Here is a 16,700-nt window from a genome sequence, read left to right on the forward strand (position 1 = left end):
AACGCGCGCACCGGCCCCGTTCGACCCGGCGAACCCATCCGGGCGACGCGCACCGCCAGACAGGAGCACCCGATGCCCACCGCACCGAAGCCGTCCGCGTACGTCCTGCACGGCCAGCGGATCACCGACGAGCCCTCGCTCTGGGCCGAGCTCGGCCGCGCCGTGCAGGCCCCCGACGGCTACTACGGCCGCAACCTGGACGCCCTGGCCGACTGCCTGCGCGGCGGCTTCGGCCCCCGGCCGCCGTTCACCCTGGTCTGGGAGGGGTCGACCGCCTCCGCACAGGCGCTGACCCGCCGGGTGACCGGCCCCGACGAGGAGGAGCGCTCCTACTTCGACGCGGTCCTCGACGTGCTGCGCCAGGGTGGCGTCACCGTCCGGCTGCGCTGACGGCCCATCATGGGCGCATGTCGGCGATCTCCCTGAGCACCGTCTTCGTCACGTTCTTCGCCGTGGTCGGCCCGCCCAAGGTGCTGCTCGCGTTCGCGCAGCTCAGCCAGACCCGGACCCCGGCCGAGCTGCGCAAGCTCACCCTGGCCTCCTCGCTGGTCGCGGCCCTGGTCGGCCTGGTGCTGGCGTACAGCGCGGACTTCACGGCCGCGCTGTTCCACATCTCCGACCAGTCGCTGCAGATCGCCGGCGGGGTGATCTTCTTCATCTACGCGGTGGCCCTGGTCCTGGGCATCCACCTGGGCGGCGGCAAGGACGGCGAGCACCTCGCCAACCCGCTCGCCGACGGCATCCGCGAACTGCTGCTGCCGTACGTGGCCAGCCCGCTGGCGATCACCGCCCTGCTGGTCGAGTCGCTGACCCGGGACACCCTGGGCTGGCACTCCACGGTCGCCGCCATGTACGTGGCGGTGATCGCGGTGGACTGCGCCTGCGTCCTGCTGCTCGGCCCCCTGCTGCGCGCCAGTCGGCGCACCTCCCTGGAGGTGGTGTCCCGCCTGCTCGGCCTCCTGCTGGCGGCGGTCGGCGTGGAGATGGTCCTCTACGGCCTGGAGAGCCTGGGCGTCCACCTCGCCGAACCGAAGAACGGCCACTGACCACCCGACACCGGACGGTTCCTCCCGTCCTTCCCCCCTCCCGGCTACGCGCCCACACGACCGCCAGGCGCTCCCCCGGGCCGATCCCTCCCCGACCCCACGCCCACCGCCAGGCGCCCCCGCCCGCGCCCGCGCGCCGTCAGGCACTCCCCCGGCGGGGCAGCAGCAGGCAGAGCGGGACGGCCAGGGCGGTGAGGGCGGCGGACCAGGTGAAGGCGGTGGTGAAGCCGTCGGCCGGGGTGCCCGTGGCGGTGGTGGCGTGCTGGAGGACGACGATCAGCAGGGCGGTGCCGGCCGAGCCGCCGATCTGCTGGGCGACCCGGGTGATGACGCTGGCGTCGGGGACCTGTCCGCGGTCCAGGCCCAGGTAGCCGGCGCTGCCGAGCGGGACCATCGCCGTGCCCAGGCCGACGCCGCGCAGCAGGAGGGCCGCGCCGAGCAGGAGTCCGCCGTCCGCGCCGAGGGCGAACGGCACGGTGGCCGCCGCGGTCAGGGCGAATCCGCCGAGGGCGACCGGGCGCGGGCCGAGCCGGTCGGTGAGCACGCCGGCCCGGGCGCGGGCCAGCAGGACGCCGACGCCCTGCGGGATCAGCGCCAGTCCGGCGCCCAGCGCGTCCTGGCCGCGCACCTGCTGCCAGTACAGCGGCAGCAGCACCATCGCCCCGTACAGCACGACCCCGCCGAGGAAGCCCAGCGCGGACGCCGAGGCCAGCGGGCGGTGGCGCAGCAGTCGCAGGTCGACCAGCGCGCCGGGGCGCCGCAGGGCGCGGACGGTGAACGCGGTGAGCAGGGCGGCTCCGGCGAGCAGCGGGAGGGGCGCGCCGCCGGTGCCGGTCCGGGACAGGCCGTAGAGCAGGGCGGCGGTGCCGGGCGGGAGGAGCAGCAGGCCGACGGTGTCGAGGCGGGGGCGCGGGGCGCCGGGGGCGGGGCGGTCGTCGGGGAGGTTGCGGTGGGCGAGCCAGGCGCCGGCGGCGCAGAACGGGAGGTTGACCAGGAAGAGCCAGCGCCAGTCGCCGAGGTGCAGGATCAGGCCGCCGAGGACGGGGCCGAGGATCGGGCCGAGCGCGGTGGGGAGGGTGACGGCGGCCATCACCCGGCCGAGGCCCCGGCCGCGGGCGGCCTGGATGACCAGGGTGGCCATCAGCGGCATCATGACGCCGCCGCCGACGCCCTGGACGACGCGGGCGCCGATCAGCGCGGGGGCGTTCGGGGCGAGGGCGCAGAGCAGCGAGCCGAGCAGGAAGACGCCGAGGGCGCCGGTCCACAGGCGTCTGCCGCCGAGCCGGGCCTGGGCCCAGCCGGCCAGCGGGATGGTGGTGAAGACGGCCAGCAGGTAGCCGGTGCCGACCCACTGGACGGTGGCGAGCGGGGCGTGCAGGTCGGCGGCGAGGTCGTTCAGGGCGACGCTGGTGATGGTGGTGTCGAAGACCACGGCGAGGGCGCCGACCACGACGGTGGCGGCCAGGCGCCGGACGGCGGGGTCGACGGGTTCGGGCGGGGCGGCGGCGGTGGCCGTCGCGCGGGCGTGCCGGATCACGGCAGGGCCCCCTTAAGATATAGAGTCCTATCTTGCGGTCCCCACCGTAGGGCCCGCGAATAAGATAGGCAACTCTATCTAGAGGTGCGACCGAGACCGAGGAGGAGCGGATGGCCGAACGACGCCGCGGCGCGGCCCTGGAGGCGGCCCTGCTGGACGCGGCCTGGGCGGAGCTCACCGAGACCGGCTACGCCGGCTTCACCGTGGACGCCGTGGTCAAGCGGGCCGGCACCAGCCCGCCCGTCCTCTACCGCCGCTGGCCGGACCGGGACGCGCTGGCCCGGGCCGCCATCGGGCACGTGCTGGAGCGCTCCCGGCTGGCGGTGCCCGACACCGGCAGCCTGCGCGGGGACGTGCTCACCCTGATGCGGGCCATCAACGCCACCCGCTCCGACCTGGTCGCGCTGATGAGCGTCCAACTGGCCGGCTACCACCGGGCGACCGGCACCCCGCCCGCCGAACTCCTCGACGCCACCGGGCCGGACGGCACCGAGGCGCTGTACGAGCGCGCCGTCGCCCGCGGCGAGGCCGACCCGGCGCGGCTCACCCCGCGGATCCGGGCGCTGCCCTTCGACCTGCTCCGGCAGGAGATGCTGACCAGCTCCGCCCCGGTGCCGGACCACGTGCTGGAGGAGATCGTCGACGACGTCCTGCTCCCGCTCGTCACGCTCCGGGGGTGAGCGGCCGCCACGGCACCGGGCTGGACAGGATCATCGAGCTGGTGGGCTGCCCGTAGCCGCCGAGCCGGTCGGTCAGCCGCGCGAAGGAGGGCATGTCCGGCACCCCGACCAGCAGCACGCAGCACGCCCCGCCGGTCACCCGGTGCAGCTGGAACACCTCCGGCCAGCCCGCCACCTCCGGGTCGCGCAGCAGGCAGCGCACCCCGTAGCACTCCACCGTGACCAGCGCCATCACCGCCGCCCCGGCCTTCGCCGGGGCCAGGTGCGCGTGGTAGCCGGTGATCACCCCGTCCGCCTCCAGCCGGCGCACCCGCTCCGCGACGGCCGGCGGGGAGAGGTTCACCCGGCGCGACAGCTCGTTGTACGACAGCCGCGCGTCGGCCTGGAGTTCGGCCAGCAGCAGGCGGTCCACCGCGTCCACGGCGGCTCCTTTGCGTTCGTCAGGCGATCGGGGGGCAGCGCCTTGCGAACGGCAGGCCGGTGCCCCCATCCGGGCTACGACGCCCATTCAAGAGCAGGCCGCCGCGCCGCACAATGGGGGGCGCCCGCCGCGACCCGAGCGGGCGGCACCGAGGAGGTAGCGGCCATGACCGGCCAGACCCACCAGCCCCACCTGCGGTTCGGCCCCGACCAGGAGCCCGGCCCGTCCACCCCCTACGCCCGGTACGTGCGCCTGGCCGAGCTGCACTCCCTCCAGCGGCCGCGCAGCGCCGAGCCCGCCGAGTACGCGTTCATCGTCACCACCCAGGTGATGGAGCTGCTGTTCGACCTGCTGGAGCGCGACTGGGCCGCCGCCCGCACCGCCCTGCACGCCGACGACCTGGACGGCGCGCTGGCCGCGCTGCGCCGCGGGCAGCACACCCAGGACGTGCTGACCGGCTCCTGGGACCTGCTGGCCACCATGACGCCCGCCGAGTTCAACTCCTTCCGCCCGGTCCTCGGCGAGGCGTCCGGCTTCCAGTCCTCGGCCTTCCTGCGGCTGGAGTTCCTGCTCGGCAACCGCAGCGAGGGCCTGCTGGAGATGTACCGGGACTCCCCCGCCGAGTACGACGCGCTGTTCGCCGCGCTGCGCACCCCCAGCCTGTACGACGAGGCGCTGGCCGTGCTGGCCCGGCGCGGCCTGGCGATACCCGCCCGGCCGGTCACCGCCCGGCACCGGCACGAGGAGGCGGTCGAGGCCGCCTGGCGGGCGGTCTACACCGACCCCGCGCTGGCCGACCTGGTCCGGCTCGGCGAGGCCCTGCTGGACACCGCCGAACGCGTCACCCGCTGGCGCCAGCGCCACTACTCCGCCGTCAAGCGCACCATGGGCGGCAAGCCCGGCAGCGGCGGCTCCAGCGGCCTCAGCTGGCTCAAGCACGCCGCCGACCAGGACGTCTTCCCCGAACTGTGGGCCGTCCGCAACGACCTCTGAACGCGACCCGCGAACGCGACACCCGATGAACGCGCCCTCCGAGCACCCCCCGGGAGCAACGCCGTGACCCCCACCCGTGAGCAGTGCGCGGCCCGCGACGCCGCCGACCCGCTGCACGCCCTGCGCGCCGAGTTCGCGCTGCCCGACGGGGTGCTCTACCTCGACGGCAACTCGCTCGGCGCGCTGCCCCGCCGCACCCCCGGCCACCTGGCGAAGGTCGTCGAGGGCGAGTGGGGCGGCGGGCTGATCCGGTCCTGGAACGACGCCGGCTGGTTCCACCAGCCCGGACGGCTCGGCGACCGGCTCGGCGCCCACCTGCTCGGCGCCGCCCCCGGGCAGGTGGTGGTCTGCGACTCCACCTCGGTCAACCTGTTCAAGGTGCTCGGCGCGGCCCTGCGGCTGCGCCCCGGCCGCCCGGCGCTGCTCGCCGAGCGGCACGCCTTCCCCACCGACCTGTACATCGCCGACGGCCTGGGCGCGCTGCACCCCGGCACCCGGCCGGTGCTGCTGGACTCCGCCGCCCGCCTGGACGCCGCCCTCGACCGGGACACCGCCGTGGTGCTGCTCTCGCACGCCGACTACCGCACCGGCGAACTGCTGGACATGGCGGCCGTCACCGAGCGGATCCACGCCGCCGGGGCGCTCGCCGTCTGGGACCTGTGCCACACCGCGGGCGCGCTGCCGGTCGAACTCGACGCGGCGGGCGTCGACTTCGCCGTCGGCTGCGGCTACAAGTACCTCAACGGCGGCCCCGGCGCACCCGCCTTCCTGTACGCCGCGGCCCGCCACCAGGAGGCCGCCCGGCAGCCGCTGACCGGCTGGTTCGGCCACGCCCGGCAGTTCGACTTCGAGCCCGGCTACCGGCCCGCCGCGGGCGTCACCCGCTTCCTCACCGGCACCCCGCCGATCCTCGGCCTGGCCGCGCTGGAGGCGGCGCTGGAGGTCTGGGAGCTGGCCGACCCGGCCGCCGTCCGCGCCAAGAGCCTCGAACTGACCGACCTGTTCCTGGAGTTGACCGCCGACCTGGACGTCGAGCCGGTCACCCCGCGGGAGCCCGCCCGGCGCGGCAGCCAGGTCGCGCTGCGGCACCCCGACGGCTACGCGGTCGTCCAGGCGCTGATCGCCCGCGGCGTGATCGGCGACTTCCGCGCCCCCGACCTGATGCGCTTCGGCTTCACCCCGCTCTACCTCTCCCGCACCGACGTGCACGACGCCGCGACGGCCCTGCGCGAGGTGCTGGCCGGCGGCGAGTGGCGCGCGGAGCGCTTCGCCCGCCGCGGCGACGTCACCTGACCCTCCGTGCCCGCACGGCGAACGGCCGGGGCCCGCGGGCCCCGGCCGTCCTGGTGCGGCAGCCGCGTCAGCTGTGGCGGCCCCGGCCGCGGCGGGCCAGCGCGATCACGCCGCCGCCCAGGCCCAGCAGCACCGCGGCGGCCCCCGCCGCCGGGCCGACCAGGTCACCGCCGCCGGTGTCCGGCAGCGGCGGCCCCACCGGGGTGGAGGCCGACCCGGTCGGCACCGGCGTGCTCCTCTTCGGCGACGGCGCCGGGCTGGTGCTGGTGCTCGGCGACGGGCTCGGGCTCTCGCTGTCCGACGGGGACGGCGACGGCGTCGGGCTGGTCGAGTCGCTCGGCGACGGACTCGGGCTCGGGCTGGTGCTGTCCGTGGGCGACGGGGACGGGCTGGGGCTCTCGCCGCAGACCGGCAGGTCGCCGTTGAACGGGTAGTTGTGGATCTCGGTGCCGGCGCTGCCCTGCTGGAGCAGGTTGCCCGCCAGGTAGACCCGGCCGTTGGTGCCGGGGTTGGAGAGCGTGGTGGTGCCCGCCGGGTTGCCCGCCATGATCGAGCCCTGCCACTGGGCGTCGCCGGTGACCGTCACGCCGGTGGCGGTCGGGAAGTTCCACATCAGGTTCGGCCGCAGGACGGTCAGCGGGTCGTCGGCCGCACCGGTGCCGCTGTTGGTGTTGACCGTCACGTCGCTGCCGGTCATGTTGACGATCACCGTCGCGCCGGCCGGGACGCCCGCGAACACCAGGGAGCGGCGCCCGCCGTCGGTGCCGATGTTCTGGCCGTAGGTGAACACCTGGCGGGCGCTGGTGCCGTCGCCGGTGAAGGTGACGGTGGTCCCGTCGTCCACCACCGTGCCGGTGGCGGTCTGCCGGGCCATGCAGGCGGAGTGGTCCTCGATGACCGGCGTCAGGCCGCGGAACGCGTCGATCGCGGCCGGGTCCCGGATCGCCTGGCCGTCCGGGGTGATGTCGTAGGCGCCGGTCAGCGTGGTGCCGTACTTGAGGTTGCCCCACAGCGCCTTCGGCGGCTGGACGAAGAAGTCGGTGCCGCCGATGAACAGCCGGCTGGGGTTCGCCTGCGAGGCGTCCACGGCGACCGAGCCGCCCACCGTCACGTGGTCCGAGGCGTTCGGCGGGGTGACCATCGAACCGACGCCCACCACGCCCATGTTGAAGGCGCCGCCCATCGCCTTGTTGATGTCGAGGTTGCCGACCACCGCGATCTTGCCCTCGGCCTCGGCCGCGTTCTGCCGCACCAGGTAGTCGCCGCCCACGTAGATGTTGAGCGAGGCGTCGGCCCCGTTGAACGGCCCGGTGTGCGGCGGGCCCCAGGTGCTCGGGCAGTCCGGGCCCGAACACGGCCCCAAGGGCGGGGCCAGCTGGTCGGCCTGGCCGACCGAGGCCAGGGTGAGCAGCGGAGCGGCGGCGAGCGCCGCCACCACGGCGAAGCGGAGCAGCGGGTTCTTGCCGCGGACACCGTGTCGCACGGGCACCCCTCTCGTTGACGGATGGGTCAGCAGACAGCAGACACCGGCCAGCAAAGAGGAACCGGCACACCGCTCCCGGACGGGTCGGCCCGGACGCGCCGGACGATCATTCGAACGGACTACTTTGATATTCCGTCAGTGAAGGTGCCAGCCCGGAAAGGGAGAACCGTGCCGAACCCGCCGTTCGCCATGCTCGCCACCACCGCCGAGGTCCTCGCCCGGCCGGACGCCGACGAGCGGCTGCTCACCGCGTTCGAACGCGAGCGGTTGGGGCGGTTCCGGCGCCCCGCCGACCGCGACGACTACCTGGCCGCGCACCTGCTCGTCCGGTACTGCGCCGCCGCCCAGCTCGGCACCGAGCCCGCCGCGATCGCCTTCGGCCAGCGGTGCCCCGGCTGCGGCAGCACCGAGCACGGCCGCCCCCACCTGACCGACCGCCCCGACACGCACCTGAGCCTCTCCCACACCAGCGGCATCATCGCCGCCGCGGCCGGGCCCGTCCCGATCGGCGTCGACGTCGAGCACCTCGGCGCCCGCGGCACCGACCCGGCCACCCTCCGGCACGTCCTCACCGCGGCCGAGAGCGCCCTGGTCCGGAGCCGGCCGGACCCGACCGGGGCCTTCCTGCGCCTGTGGGTCCGCAAGGAGGCGCTGATCAAGCTCGGCCGCGCCTCCCTGGACACCCTCGGCAGCCTCGACCTGTCCCACCTCCCCCTCGACCCGCCGCTCCAGCACCGGGACCAGGACCTCCACTACCTCGAACTGACCACCCCCGACGCCCTGTTCACCGCCGCCGCGACCCTCCCGATCCGGTTGGTGGAGCCGGCCGGGCCCGTCGGCGCGCCCTGACGGCGGCGGCCCGCCGGGGACGGGGGCGGTCGGCGCGGTCCCGGCGGCTTCCCCGAACCCCGGCGGGGAGTCGGCCGGGCGCGGCAGACTGGAGGCATGTGCCGAAGCATCAAGACGCTCCGCCCGCCGATGACCTCCGACGCCACCCCCGAGGACGTGCACGCGGCGGCGCTCCAGTACGTCCGCAAGGTCTCCGGGTTCCGGGCGCCGGCCGCGCACAACCGGGAGGCGTTCGACGCGGCGGTGGCCGCCGTCGCGGCGGCCACCGCCCAGTTGCTCGCCTCGATCGAGGTCCGCGGGGTCACGCCCCGTTCGTCGACCCCGGCCGGATGACCATCAGCACCAGGACCACCGCCCAGAGCAGGTTGAACACGCCCGCCGTCATCGGCAGCGTCCGCAACCTGCCGGTGGCGCGGGCCGTTTCGGCGTCCCGGTCCTCGGTCGCGTCCAGCGCGTCCACGGTCGCCTGCTGACCGGGCAGCACCACCAGCAGCAGCACGCCCGCCGCGACGGCCGTCAGCACGATCGACGTGATCAGCCAGGCGTTGCCCAGCACCCCCATCACCTGCGCGGTGCCGATGCCCAGCACCGGGATGCCGAGCCCGATCAGCGCGTACACGTTGCTGATCCGGTGCAGCAGCCGCACCGAGACCTGCGCGCCCGGCTGCTCCGGGCCCGCCGCGAGCGCGGCCCTCGCCTTCCGCGGGAACATGCTCACCGCCACCGCCACCGGACCGATGCACAGCGCCACGACCAGCAGGTGCAGACTCAGCAGGAACTTGGCCATCGCGGGCGCAACCCTTCAACCACGACACGGGGGACGGAATTCCGGTCACGCTAGCAGCGCTTATCCGCCCGCCCGACGGCGGAAAGCCCGCCGGACGGACGGCCCCACCACGGCGCGTCGGCGCGACGGCGGCGGACTGTTACAGAGCCGGGCGGTGGCCGTTACGCGGTCGGCGGCCGGCCGAGGGGCGGGCTTCCTAGCGTGAGCGTCGTCGACCCGCGGCCGTCCGGCGGCGGGGGACGCGCAAGGGGAGGTTCCCGCATGTCAGGTACCACGTCCATCCGCAGCGCGGTGCGGTTCGCGCTGGCTCCGGCCGTCGCCGTCGGTGTGCTCGCGCTGCCGGGCGCCGTCGCGTTCGCCGACTCCGCCAGCCCGGTGCCCGCCGCCCCGGCTCCCGCCGTCTCGGCCGCGCCGTCCGCCCGGCCGGACGCCGCCGCCACCCCCGTGCCGAGCCCGGCGCCCACCCGGGCCGCGGCCGCGCCCGCCGACGGGGGGAGCCGCGTCCTGCCCAAGGGCGGGGCGCAGACCGGTGAAGGGGCGGGCGGCGGCGGTTCGGCGACCGGGCTCGTGCTCGGGGCCGGGCTGGCGGCGGCCGGTGCGGCGGGGATCGGCCTGCTCGTCGTCCGGCGTCGTGCCGGCGCCCGGGTCTGACGAGGACCGCCGGGGCCGGCGCCACTGGTGGGTGCCGGCCCTGGCGGTCGGGCTGCTGATCGGCGGCGGGGCGACGCTGGTGGCCGCCCGCGGGGCCGACCCCGCGCCGGTGCGGATCGCCGTGGGCGGTCCGGCCGGGACGGCCGCCGTCGCCGCGCCGCCGTCCGGGGCGGCCACGGCCTCCGCGCCGGTCCGGGCCGCGTTCTCGCCGCCGGTGCGGGTGCTGGTGCCCCGGATCGGGGTGGACGCGCCGGTGGAGGGGGTCGGACTCGATCCGGACGGCGCCGTGCAGGTGCCGCCGCTGGACCGGCCGGGGCAGGTCGGCTGGTACCGCAGCGGCCCGGTGCCCGGGCCGGACGAGCCGACCGTGCTGCTCGGGCACTACGACACCCGCAAGGGTCCGGCGGTGTTCCACGGCCTGCCGGGGCTGCGTCCGGGCGACCGGGTCGACGTCCGGCGGGCGGACGGGAGCACGCTCTCCTACCGGGTGCGCGAACTGCACCAGTACCCCAAGGACGCGTTCCCGACCGAGCTGGTCTACGGCGACGCCCCGGGCCCGCAGCTGCGGCTGGTCACCTGCGGCGGCACGCTCGGCGGCAACGGCCACTACTCCGACAACATCGTGGTCTTCGCCGACCCGCTGCCGCCGTCGCCGTGACCGTCGCCGTGGCGCCGCAGGTGACCGTGACCGTGACGGTCACGGCGGCGTCGCCGTGACCGCCCGCCGGAGCGGGCCGCCCCCCGGGCGGGGGGGCGGCCCGCTCCGGTGGTGCAGACTGGCAGCTCCCCCGCCCGACCCCCGAAAGGCGCCGTTCGACGTGAGGACCCGGACCCCCGGCACCGGCCTGTCCAGGTGCCTCCTGCTCGTCCTGCTGGCCGTCGTCGCGGCCACCGGCTGCCGGGCGCCCGGCGCGCTGGAGGACGCCGGGGCGGCCCGGCCGGTCCGGGCCCACCCGAGCCCGCAGCCGCTGTGGCCGGACGCCGCGGCCGGCCCGGCGCCCACCCGGCCCGCCGCGGTGGAGCAGCAGAAGCCCGCCCCGCTGCCCGGGCTGGCGCTCGACGCGCTCACCGGGACCGACGCCCGCACCCTGCTCGCCGCGGACCCGGCCCTCGGCCCGCCGGAGCGGACCGCCCTGGCCGCCGGATGCGCGCACTGCGCGGTCCGCCCCGCCCAGTACCGCGACCTCGACGGGGACGGCCGCCCCGAACTGCTGACCGCCGTGCTGTTCGACGCGGGCCCCGACTCCCCGCGGGCCGTGCTGCACGTCTACGCCCTGCGCGGCCGCGAGGTGCTGCCGGTGCTGGCCGTGCCGGCCGCGCCGGACTTCACCGCCGAGACGGTCGGCGCGGACCTGGTGGTGCACGAGCCCACCGGCCCGTTCGCCGAGACCAGCAGCACCTACCGCTGGAACACCGACCGGATGGTCTTCGTCGACCGGCGGATCAAGGTCCTCGGGCCGGGCGTGGACGTCTCCGGCTGCCTGCTGGCGGACGCCTGCGGGCCGCTGGTGGTGCTCGCCCCGACCCCGGCGCCGACGCCCGTCCCCTCCGCGAGCCCCGCCCCGGCCCCCGGCCGGACCGCCGTCCCCCCGCAGGACGGCCCCGCGCAGGACGGCCCGGCCCGGGCCACCCCGGTGCCGGACGGCCCAGCCCGCGACACCGCCCGACCCGCCCCGACGAGGACCCGATGACCACTCCCGTGCCCGGCGCCCCGCGCATCCTGCTGGTCGAGGACGACGAGGTGATCCGCGAGACCACCCAACTCGCCCTGGAGCGCTACGGCTTCCCGGTGGTCACCGCGGCCGACGGCCTGGAGGGCCTGGAGCGCTTCCGGGCCGACCCGCCGGACCTGCTGCTGCTCGACGTGATGCTGCCGCTGCTGGACGGGGTCGGGCTGTGCCGCCGGGTCCGCGAGGAGAGCCGGCTGCCGATCCTGATGATGTCGGCCCGCACCGAGCCGATCGACGTGATCTCCGGCCTGGAGGCGGGCGCCGACGACTACGTGGTCAAGCCGTTCGAGACCGCCGTCCTGGTCGCCCGGATCCGCAGCGTGCTGCGGCGCACCGCCTTCGACCCGGTCGCCCCCGCCGCCCCCGCCGCCTCTCCCGCCACCACCGCCGACCCGGCGCACCCGGTGCGGGTGATCGACGACCTGGAGGTGGACACCGGCGCGATGGAGGTCAAGGTGGCCGGGCGCCCGGTGCCGCTCACCCCGACCGAGCTGCGGCTGCTGCTGGAGTTCACCGCCGCGCCGGGCGTGGTGATGGAGCGCCAGACCCTGCTGGAGCGGGTCTGGGACTACTCCTGGGGCGCCGACAGCCGGGTGGTCGACGTGCACGTCCAGCGGCTCCGGGCGAAGATCGGCGCCGCCCGGATCGAGACCGTCCGGGGCTTCGGCTACAAGTTGCGGCGGACGCCGTGACGCTGCGGCGGCAGATCGCCGCCGTGATCGCGCTGGTCTCCTGCCTGGTCGCGCTCGCGGTGGGGGTCCTGGTCCACCAGGCGTCGGTGCGCCAGCACACCGACCAGGCCCGGACGTCCGCGATGGCCGCGCTCGACTCGGTGCTCACCGGCTACGACGCGACCGGCGAGCTGGTCGCGGGCTGGCACGCCGCCGCCGACGACCCGGCGCTGCCCGCGGACCTGCGCCGGCTCGCCGAGCGCGGCCGGCGGGGCTCGGTGCTCGGCCCCGGCCCGAACGGCCCGGCGCTGTGGGCCGCCGCCGGCGCCGACGGGCGGGTGCTGTCGGTGCGGATGGACTACGCCGGGGACGCCCGGGCGATCGCCGACCTGGACCGCGCCGTGGCGGTCGGCGCCGCGCTGTCCGTGCTGGTCACCGTGCTCGCCGGGGTGCTGGCCGCCGACCGGATCAGCAGCCGGCTGCGCACCGCCGCCCGCACCGCCCGCACCATCGCCGGGGGCGACCCGGACGCCCGGATCGGGCCGCTCGGCCGGCCCCGCGACGAGGTGGCCGAACTGGCCGCCGCGGTCGACTCGATGTCCGCCGCGCTGCGCGGCCGGCTGGCCGGCGAGCAGCGCTTCACCGCCGACGTGGCGCACGAGCTGCGCACCCCGCTGACCGGCCTGCTGACCGCGTCCGAGCTGCTGCCGCCGGGCCGGCCGACCGAGCTGGTCCGCGACCGGGTGCGGGCGCTGCGCGACCTGACCGAGGACCTGCTGGAGGTCTCCCGGCTGGACTCCGGGGCCGACGCCCCGGAGCTGGCCGACCTGCCGCTCGGGCCGCTGCTGACCCGGGTGGTGGCCGCCGCCGGTACCGGGGCCGAGCTGCGGATCGCCACCGACGCGGTGGTCAGCACCGATCCGCGCCGCCTCGACCGGGTCCTCGCCAACCTGCTGGCCAACGCCCACCGGCACGGCCGCGCCCCGGTCCTGGTCACCGTCGAGGGCGGTGTCGTGACCGTCCGCGACCACGGCCCCGGCTACCCGGAGGAGGTGCTGCGCGAGGGGCCCCGCCGCTTCCGCACCGGGGCCCGCGAGCGCGGCGGCGGCCACGGCCTGGGCCTCACCATCGCCCAGGGCCACGCCGAGGCGATCGGCGCCCGGCTGCGGCTGGCCAACCACCCCGACGGGGGCGCGCTGGCCCGCCTGGTGCTGCCCGGGCCGGGCCGCTGACCGGCCGCTGACCGGCCGCCCGACCGGCCGTCCGACCGGGCCGTCGGCCGGTCAGGGCAGGTCGGGGACGCGGCCGAGGATCGCGGTGGTGTCCAGGCCGGTCGGCAGGGTGCCGTAGGCGAGGCCGGAGCGCCCGCCGAGGCGGGTGGCGGTGAAGGCCTCGGCGACGGCGGGGTGGCCGTGGCGCAGCAGGAGGGACGCCTGGAGGGCGAGGGCGAGCCGTTCGACCAGGTGGCGGGTGCGGTACTCCAGGTGCTCGGGGTCGGCGAGGTCCTTGCGGAGGGCGGCGAGGGCGCCGTCGTAGTGGGCGTCGAGCCCGCTCGCGGTGTCGAGTTCGGCGAACACGGCCGCCAGGCTCTCCGGTTGGCGGGCCATCGCGCGCAGCGCGTCGAGCGCGGCGACGTTGCCGGAGCCCTCCCAGATGGAGACCAGCGGGGCCTCCCGGTAGAGCCGGGGCATGCCGGACTCCTCGACGTAGCCGTTGCCGCCCAGGCACTCGAGCGCTTCGGCGGCGTGGCCGGGGCCGCGCTTGCAGACCCAGTACTTGGCGACGGCCAGGCCGAGCCGCCGGAAGCGCGCCTCCTGCTCGTCCCCGGCCAGCGCCCGGTCGGTGGCCTCGGCCAGCCGCATGGCGATCGCCGTGGCGGCCTCGGACTCGACGACCAGGTCGGCGAGGACGTTGCGCATCAGCGGCTGGTCGACCAGGTCCTTGCCGAAGGCCCGCCGGTGGCCGGCGTGGTGCAGGGCGCGCAGGGCGCCGTGGCGCATCGCGGAGGCGGCGCCGGTGGTGCAGTCGAGGCGGGTCATGTTGACCATCTCGATGATGGTGCGCACGCCGCGGCCCTCCTCGCCGACCAGCCAGCCCACCGCGTCCTCGTACTCGATCTCCGCGGAGGCGTTGGACTTGTTGCCGAGCTTGTCCTTGAGGCGTTGCAGGCGCAGCGCGTTGCGGGTGCCGTCGGGCAGGACGCGGGGCAGCAGGAAGCAGGAGAGGCCGCCGGGGGCCTGGGCGAGGGTGAGGAAGACGTCCGACATCGGGGCGGAGGTGAACCACTTGTGGCCGGTGAGGCGGTGGGTGCCGTCGCCCGCGGGGACGGCGCGGGTGGTGTTGGTGCGGACGTCGGAGCCGCCCTGCTTCTCGGTCATCGACATGCCGGCGATCAGTCCGCGCTTGCCGTGCGGTTCGCGCAGGCCGAAGTCGTACTCCCGGGCGGTGAGCAGCGGTTCGTAGGCGGCGGCGAGTGCGGGGGTGGTGCGCAGGGCGGGGACGGCGGCGTAGGTCATCGAGACCGGGCAGGTGTGTCCGGCCTCGACCTGGCCCCAGACGTGGAACTTGGCGGCGCGGGCGGTGTGCGCGCCGGGGCGGTCGTCGCGCCAGGGGGCGGCGTGCAGGCCGTGTTCGACCGCGGTGCGCATCAACTCGTGCCAGTACGGGTGGAACTCGACCTCGTCGACGCGGTGGCCGTAGCGGTCGTGGGTGCGCAGGACGGGCGGGTTGTCGTTGGCCAGGCGGGCCCAGTCGGCGGCCTGTTCGGTGCCGGCCAGGCGGCCGAGGGCGTGCAGCTCCTCGACGGCCCAGTCGGCGCCGGCCCGGTGCAGGGCGTCCAGCAGGGTGGGGTCGGCGGCGACGTCGTGGCCGTACGGGGCGGGCACCTGGTTGGTGACCTCGTGGGTGGTTGCCATCAGTGGCCTCCGAGGGCGCGCAGGGTGAAGGTGACGATCTCGGGCAGGACGGTCCCGGGCGGGCGGCCGTCGGTGAGCGGTCCGACCAGGGCCTCGGCGACCGCGCCGACGATCGCGGCGGCGGTCAGTTCGGCGTTCTGGGCGGGGAGGCGGCCGAGCGCGGCGGCCCGGTCGATCCGGGTGGCGATCAGGTCGCGGAAGGCGCGGCGGAAGACCAGGCGTTCGGCCTCGACGTCCTGGTCGGCGGGTTCGGCGAGCAGCGCGTAGGCGAGGCGGGGGGCCTGGAGGGCGCGGGCCGCGAAGGTGGCGACCAGGGCGGCGATGCCGTCGAGCGGGTCGGCGGCGCGTTCGGCGGCCTCGGTGACGGCGGTGATCTCGCGTCCGCAGACGGTGCGGAACAGGGTGACGGCGAGGTCGGCCTTGCCGTCGAAGTGCCGGTAGACGCTGCCGGTGGCGATGCCGGCGCGTTCGGCGACGGCGGACACCGAGCAGCCGGCGTAGCCGCGTTCGGCGAGCAGGGCGGTGGCGGCCCGCAGGACGGTCTCGCGGCGGTCGTCCAGCCGGGCCTGGACGGCGGCGGTGCGTCGGTAGGCCATGGAAAGGATTGAAGCACTGATTCACTGCTTCACGGAAGGGCCCGGCCGGGGCTTCCCGGTGCTCTCGGGGGCCGTCCGGCCGCGGAACGCGCGCAGCCACCCGCGGAGGGGAGCGCGGGTGGCTGCGGAGGGGGTGCGGCTGCGGGCCTACGGGCGGGGCAGCACGCAGCCGGACCGGGTCAGGTCGAGCACGTTGCCCGGGGCGAAGCAGTTGGGGATGGTGTAGGTCTCCTGGGCGTAGCCGATGCCCTGGTGGATGGTCACGGTGCCGTTCTGGTCGACCTCGCAGGGGTTGTCCAGGGTGCAGCGCTGGCCGTCCTCGTTGATCGTGTTGTTCACGGCGACGACCTGGCCGCTGCCGGCGTCGACCACCGGCGAGCCGGAGGTGCCGCCGATGATGTTGCAGCCGGAGGTGTAGCGGACCGAGTCCTTGAAGGTCCAGCTGGACTCCTTGAGCCGGTACGCGAAGCCGTCCACGCTGCAGGAGTAGATCTTCTTCCAGTAGCCGGAGACCACCTTGATCGCGCTGCCGGCCACCGGGTGGGCGGTGGCCATGGTCAGCGGGGATATCCCGTAGGTGTTCCTGATCGTGGCGTAGCTGCTGCTCAGCCGGTAGAGGGTGACGTCGGTGTCGGTCATCGTCGAGTAGAGGACCCGGTTGGCCTTGACGGTGCCGAGGTTGCCGCCGCTGGAGCTGAGCAGGGTGAAGCTGCGGCTGGACGACTGGTTGGTGATCACCTGGCCGGCCGCGGGCATGCCGCTCTCCAGGCAGTGCCCGTTGGTGAGGATCAGCCCGGGGTCGCTGTCCACCGAGTTGGGCATCCGCACCAGCGAGCCGGAGCAGTTGCTGAGCGCGACCGTCCCGGCGAAGTTGACGGTGGCGGCGGACGCGGGGGCGGCGTTGACCAGGGCGGTGGCCCCGGCGAGCACGAGCGCGCAGAGCGCGCCGGTGAGCGGCTTCTTCATGAGGGTGCCTCTCAGGGGGTGTGGGGGTACCACTGGGGTTCCCCTAAATTGGCGCGCCCATGACACTGTGTCAAGAGTGCAC

Annotated in this window: 19 protein-coding genes; 12 read left to right on the forward strand and 7 right to left on the reverse strand. The window is 75.9% G+C overall.

Annotated elements, in window-relative coordinates; all coding sequences use genetic code 11:
- Positions 1–72 precede the first annotated feature (72 nt).
- Complete coding sequence (locus tag ACIQVD_RS02825) at positions 73–390, forward strand: barstar family protein (RefSeq protein WP_400686755.1); 318 nt, start codon at positions 73–75, stop codon at positions 388–390.
- Between the two features lie 17 nt (positions 391–407).
- Positions 408–1,046, forward strand: coding sequence for a MarC family protein (locus ACIQVD_RS02830; RefSeq protein WP_400686753.1), 639 nt, complete (start codon positions 408–410; stop codon positions 1,044–1,046).
- Positions 1,047–1,185: 139 nt separating this feature from the next.
- Here ACIQVD_RS02830 and ACIQVD_RS02835 read toward each other — a convergent pair whose 3' ends face one another.
- Complete coding sequence (locus ACIQVD_RS02835) at positions 1,186–2,583, reverse strand: MDR family MFS transporter (RefSeq protein ID WP_402285546.1); 1,398 nt, start codon at positions 2,581–2,583, stop codon at positions 1,186–1,188.
- Between the two features lie 110 nt (positions 2,584–2,693).
- On the opposite strand from ACIQVD_RS02835, the gene ACIQVD_RS02840 reads away from it, so the two are divergent.
- Positions 2,694–3,263: a TetR/AcrR family transcriptional regulator gene (locus tag ACIQVD_RS02840; RefSeq protein ID WP_400686749.1), complete on the forward strand. Its 570-nt coding sequence runs from the start codon at positions 2,694–2,696 to the stop codon at positions 3,261–3,263.
- Here the strand turns inward: ACIQVD_RS02840 and ACIQVD_RS02845 are convergent.
- Positions 3,247–3,684, reverse strand: a complete 438-nt coding sequence (locus ACIQVD_RS02845) for an Lrp/AsnC family transcriptional regulator (protein ID WP_199846969.1) — start codon at positions 3,682–3,684, stop codon at positions 3,247–3,249. The two genes, ACIQVD_RS02840 and ACIQVD_RS02845, sit on opposite strands and share 17 nt — an antisense overlap.
- A 165-nt stretch (positions 3,685–3,849) precedes the next feature.
- On the opposite strand from ACIQVD_RS02845, the gene ACIQVD_RS02850 reads away from it, so the two are divergent.
- Together ACIQVD_RS02850 and kynU are read left to right on the forward strand one after the other, a co-directional pair.
- Entirely contained in the window at positions 3,850–4,677 is an 828-nt protein-coding gene (locus tag ACIQVD_RS02850; RefSeq protein ID WP_400686746.1) for a tryptophan 2,3-dioxygenase, read from the forward strand.
- A 63-nt stretch (positions 4,678–4,740) separates the two neighbouring features.
- Positions 4,741–5,970, forward strand: a complete 1,230-nt coding sequence (gene kynU, locus ACIQVD_RS02855; RefSeq protein ID WP_402285550.1) for a kynureninase — start codon at positions 4,741–4,743, stop codon at positions 5,968–5,970.
- A 67-nt stretch (positions 5,971–6,037) separates the two neighbouring features.
- Here the strand turns inward: kynU and ACIQVD_RS02860 are convergent, their stop codons facing one another.
- Entirely contained in the window at positions 6,038–7,453 is a 1,416-nt protein-coding gene (locus tag ACIQVD_RS02860) for a choice-of-anchor A family protein (protein WP_402285553.1), read from the reverse strand.
- Positions 7,454–7,621: 168 nt separating this feature from the next.
- Here ACIQVD_RS02860 and ACIQVD_RS02865 point away from each other — a divergent pair, with 168 nt between their 5' ends.
- Both ACIQVD_RS02865 and ACIQVD_RS02870 read left to right on the forward strand, forming a co-directional pair.
- Positions 7,622–8,302 carry a 4'-phosphopantetheinyl transferase family protein gene (locus ACIQVD_RS02865; RefSeq protein ID WP_402285556.1) on the forward strand — a complete coding sequence of 227 codons (681 nt, stop codon included), beginning with the start codon at positions 7,622–7,624 and terminating at the stop codon, positions 8,300–8,302.
- Between the two features lie 96 nt (positions 8,303–8,398).
- Positions 8,399–8,635, forward strand: a complete 237-nt coding sequence (locus ACIQVD_RS02870) for a DUF2277 domain-containing protein (protein WP_100836016.1) — start codon at positions 8,399–8,401, stop codon at positions 8,633–8,635.
- Here ACIQVD_RS02870 and ACIQVD_RS02875 read toward each other — a convergent pair.
- Complete coding sequence (locus ACIQVD_RS02875) at positions 8,604–9,089, reverse strand: hypothetical protein (RefSeq protein ID WP_400686736.1); 486 nt, start codon at positions 9,087–9,089, stop codon at positions 8,604–8,606. The two genes, ACIQVD_RS02870 and ACIQVD_RS02875, sit on opposite strands and share 32 nt — an antisense overlap.
- 261 nt (positions 9,090–9,350) lie before the next feature.
- Between ACIQVD_RS02875 and ACIQVD_RS02880 the strand changes: the two genes are divergently transcribed.
- From ACIQVD_RS02880 to ACIQVD_RS02900, 5 genes are all read left to right on the forward strand, one after another.
- Complete coding sequence (locus ACIQVD_RS02880; protein ID WP_402285560.1) at positions 9,351–9,740, forward strand: sortase-dependent protein; 390 nt, start codon at positions 9,351–9,353, stop codon at positions 9,738–9,740.
- 31 nt (positions 9,741–9,771) lie between these two features.
- The gene (locus tag ACIQVD_RS02885) at positions 9,772–10,398 is read left to right on the forward strand and encodes a class F sortase (RefSeq protein WP_402285563.1); all 627 of its coding nucleotides are present in this window, start codon (positions 9,772–9,774) and stop codon (positions 10,396–10,398) included.
- A 160-nt stretch (positions 10,399–10,558) separates the two neighbouring features.
- Complete coding sequence (locus tag ACIQVD_RS02890; protein ID WP_402285564.1) at positions 10,559–11,431, forward strand: hypothetical protein; 873 nt, start codon at positions 10,559–10,561, stop codon at positions 11,429–11,431.
- On the forward strand, positions 11,428–12,162 hold the full coding sequence (gene cseB / locus ACIQVD_RS02895; RefSeq protein WP_402285567.1) for a two-component system response regulator CseB: 735 nt from the start codon (positions 11,428–11,430) through the stop codon (positions 12,160–12,162). Before ACIQVD_RS02890 ends, cseB begins: the two co-directional genes overlap by 4 nt.
- On the forward strand, positions 12,159–13,373 hold the full coding sequence (locus tag ACIQVD_RS02900; protein WP_402285570.1) for a sensor histidine kinase: 1,215 nt from the start codon (positions 12,159–12,161) through the stop codon (positions 13,371–13,373). Before cseB ends, ACIQVD_RS02900 begins: the two co-directional genes overlap by 4 nt.
- Before the next feature lie 51 nt (positions 13,374–13,424).
- Here the strand turns inward: ACIQVD_RS02900 and ACIQVD_RS02905 are convergent, their stop codons facing one another.
- The 3 genes from ACIQVD_RS02905 to ACIQVD_RS02915 form a co-directional block, all read right to left on the reverse strand.
- Positions 13,425–15,056, reverse strand: coding sequence for an acyl-CoA dehydrogenase family protein (locus ACIQVD_RS02905; protein ID WP_402285573.1), 1,632 nt, complete (start codon positions 15,054–15,056; stop codon positions 13,425–13,427).
- Positions 15,056–15,652: a TetR/AcrR family transcriptional regulator gene (locus ACIQVD_RS02910; protein WP_400686724.1), complete on the reverse strand. Its 597-nt coding sequence runs from the start codon at positions 15,650–15,652 to the stop codon at positions 15,056–15,058. Before ACIQVD_RS02910 ends, ACIQVD_RS02905 begins: the two co-directional genes overlap by 1 nt.
- A 147-nt stretch (positions 15,653–15,799) precedes the next feature.
- Positions 15,800–16,618 carry a trypsin-like peptidase domain-containing protein gene (locus tag ACIQVD_RS02915; protein ID WP_400686722.1) on the reverse strand — a complete coding sequence of 273 codons (819 nt, stop codon included), beginning with the start codon at positions 16,616–16,618 and terminating at the stop codon, positions 15,800–15,802.
- Between the last annotated feature and the right edge of the window lie 82 nt (positions 16,619–16,700).

The organism is Kitasatospora sp. NPDC090308 (assembly GCF_044769485.1).
Taxonomy (GTDB): domain Bacteria; phylum Actinomycetota; class Actinomycetes; order Streptomycetales; family Streptomycetaceae; genus Kitasatospora; species Kitasatospora fiedleri.

Excerpts from the sequence above, each read along its gene's own strand:
- ACIQVD_RS02915 (WP_400686722.1), bottom strand. The coding sequence starts at position 16,618 with ATGAAGAAGCCGCTCACCGGCGCGCTCTGCGCGCTCGTGCTCGCCGGG.
- ACIQVD_RS02880 (WP_402285560.1), top strand. The coding sequence starts at position 9,351 with ATGTCAGGTACCACGTCCATCCGCAGCGCGGTGCGGTTCGCGCTGGCT.
- ACIQVD_RS02905 (WP_402285573.1), bottom strand. The coding sequence starts at position 15,056 with ATGGCAACCACCCACGAGGTCACCAACCAGGTGCCCGCCCCGTACGGC.
- ACIQVD_RS02830 (WP_400686753.1), top strand. The coding sequence starts at position 408 with ATGTCGGCGATCTCCCTGAGCACCGTCTTCGTCACGTTCTTCGCCGTG.
- ACIQVD_RS02910 (WP_400686724.1), bottom strand. The coding sequence starts at position 15,652 with ATGGCCTACCGACGCACCGCCGCCGTCCAGGCCCGGCTGGACGACCGC.
- ACIQVD_RS02875 (WP_400686736.1), bottom strand. The coding sequence starts at position 9,089 with ATGGCCAAGTTCCTGCTGAGTCTGCACCTGCTGGTCGTGGCGCTGTGC.
- cseB (WP_402285567.1), top strand. The coding sequence starts at position 11,428 with ATGACCACTCCCGTGCCCGGCGCCCCGCGCATCCTGCTGGTCGAGGAC.
- ACIQVD_RS02850 (WP_400686746.1), top strand. The coding sequence starts at position 3,850 with ATGACCGGCCAGACCCACCAGCCCCACCTGCGGTTCGGCCCCGACCAG.
- ACIQVD_RS02840 (WP_400686749.1), top strand. The coding sequence starts at position 2,694 with ATGGCCGAACGACGCCGCGGCGCGGCCCTGGAGGCGGCCCTGCTGGAC.
- ACIQVD_RS02825 (WP_400686755.1), top strand. The coding sequence starts at position 73 with ATGCCCACCGCACCGAAGCCGTCCGCGTACGTCCTGCACGGCCAGCGG.
- ACIQVD_RS02870 (WP_100836016.1), top strand. The coding sequence starts at position 8,399 with ATGTGCCGAAGCATCAAGACGCTCCGCCCGCCGATGACCTCCGACGCC.